The sequence below is a fragment of the Luteimonas kalidii genome, from assembly GCF_029887935.1.
GTDB classification, from domain to species: Bacteria; Pseudomonadota; Gammaproteobacteria; order Xanthomonadales; family Xanthomonadaceae; genus Luteimonas; species Luteimonas kalidii.
In genome coordinates this window covers 1-2,210 of sequence record NZ_JARXRO010000003.1, presented here as the reverse complement: position 1 = coordinate 2,210, position 2,210 = coordinate 1, and the positions used below count along the sequence as shown (strand labels likewise).

Genomic DNA, 2,210 nt, shown 5'->3' with positions numbered 1-2,210 from the left:
GCCTGCTGTTCGGTGCGGCGCGACAGGTCGCTGTTGCCCGAGGCGATCTCGCTTGCTGCGGCATTGATCGCGTCGCTGCCGCTGCGGATCTGGCCCACGACTTCGGCCAGCTTGCGCACGGTACCGTTGGCGTCTTCGGCCAGGCGGCCGAACTGGCCGGGCAGGTTGGCGTCGGCCTCGCGGGTGAGATCGCCCGCGGCGACCGCCGACAGCAGGCTGCCCACGTCGGACAGGCCGCGGTCGGCGCTGGCCATCAGCCGGTTGAGCGAACCGATCATCTCGCGGTAGGCGAACTGGAAACGATCGGCGTCGCCGCGCTGGCTGAAATCGCCGGCGGCGGCCGCCTCCGACAGGCGCTGGATCTCGGCGCTGATCGCCGTCAGGTTGGCCTTGGTCGCATCCATGGCCTGGGTGAGCACCGCCTTGCGACCCGGCAGGCGCTCCATGTCGTGGCTCAGGTCGCCATGGGCGTACTCCTGCGCCAGGGCCACCAGCCGCATCTTGGTCTCGATGTGCGAGGCCACCAGCGCGTTGACCTGGCGCGCCATCTCGCCGAACGCGCCCTCGAAACGATCGTCCTCGATGCGGTGGTCGATCTCGCCCGCTTCGTGCGCGGCGTGCATCTCGCGCTGGGCGCCGGACACCTGCTGCAGCACCTGCTGGATGCCCTGCAGCGACTGCAGCAGGCGCGCGGTCTCGTCCCGGCCGTGGACCTTGATCTCGCCATCGAGCCGGCCGCGGGCCAGGGCGGTGGACGCTTCGACCGCACGCGCGATCGGGCGCGTGATCGATCGCGAGATGATCCAGGAGGCGGCGAGCAGCAACGCCAGCACCACGGCCAGCTTGGCCAGCGCGGCACGCGCCGAGGCCCACAGCGCCGCCTGCACGTCGTCGATGTAGATGCCCGAGCCGATCACCCAGCCCCAGGGTGCGAATTCCTGCACGTAGGAGATCTTCGGCACCGGGTGCTCGGCACCGGGCTTGGGCCAGGCGTAGTGGATGAAGCCGGCCCCGCCGGCCTTGACCCGCGCCACCGCCTCGACGAACAGGTGAACGCCGTTGGGATCGGCGAACCCGGTCAGGTCGCTGCCGTCCATCTCCGGCTTGAACGGATGCATCAGCATCCGCGGGTGCATGTCGTTGATCCAGAAATAGTCGTTGCTGCCGAAACGCAGCGCCTTGACCGCGGCCATGGCCGCGGCGCGGGCCTCGTCCTCGCCCAGTTCGCCGCTTTGCGCGCGGGCGTGGTAATGGCCCACCAGGCTGACCGCCGACTGCACCAGGCCGCGGGTGGCCGCTTCCTTCTCGGCCATCAGCATGCGGTGCTCGGCCGTGAGCTGCAGCGCGATGACCGTCAGCACGGCCAGGATGCCGAGCGCGGTCAGCAGCCCGAGCTTGCGTGAGATCCCGAGGCGGGACAGGAACTGGGACATGGCGATACCGACGCGTATGGAGTTGGCCTCCATATCGGCAGGTCCCGCCAAAACCTGCGGCCCTGCGCGCTTCCGTTCACCAGACGGTCGGGCGTGCCCGTCCGCCTGGTGCCACTACCCGGGGGCAGCTCAGAACTCCTGCCAGTCCCCCGCGGCCTCGGCCGTCACCGCGGCGGCGGCGCGGGCGCGGGCGGGCGGGGCCGGCCGTGCCGGCGCGCTGGACGACACCCGCCGGCGCAGGGCCGCCACGTTGGCCGCTGCGGCCGCATGCGGGGCGGGCGCCAGCGGTGGTACGGCCTCGTGGTGGTCGCGGGTGCGGAACACCGCCACCGTCTGCACCAGCTGCCCGGCCTGCTGCTCCATGCTGCGGGCCGCGGCGGTGGCTTCCTCCACCAGGGCCGCGTTCTGCTGGGTGCTCTCGTCCATCTGGGTGATGGCCTGGTTGACCTGCTCGATGCCCGCGCTCTGTTCCTGCGAGGCGGCCGAGATGTCGGCGATGATGTCGGTCACCCGCTTCACGCTGGTCACGATCTCGCCCATGGTGCGGCCGGCCTGTCCGACCAGCTCGTTGCCGTGGCGGACCTTGTCGGCCGAGTCGGTGATCAGCTGCTTGATCTCCTTGGCCGCGCCCGCCGAGCGCTGCGCCAGCGAGCGCACCTCGGCGGCGACCACGGCGAAGCCGCGGCCCTGTTCGCCGGCGCGCGCGGCTTCCACCGCGGCGTTGAGCGCCAGGATGTTGGTCTGGAAGGCGATGCCGTCGATCACGCCGATGATGTC

The 2,210-nt window shown here is 71.2% G+C and carries 2 protein-coding genes; both read right to left on the bottom strand.

What is annotated here, in order from left to right; all coding sequences use genetic code 11:
- Nucleotides 1-1,433, bottom strand: a 1,433-nt coding sequence (locus tag QFW81_RS00630) for a cache domain-containing protein (protein WP_280576625.1), incomplete at its 3' end; no start/stop codon positions are given.
- Between the two features lie 129 nt (nucleotides 1,434-1,562).
- On the bottom strand, nucleotides 1,563-2,210 hold a 648-nt coding region (locus tag QFW81_RS00625; protein WP_280576623.1), incomplete at its 5' end, for a methyl-accepting chemotaxis protein.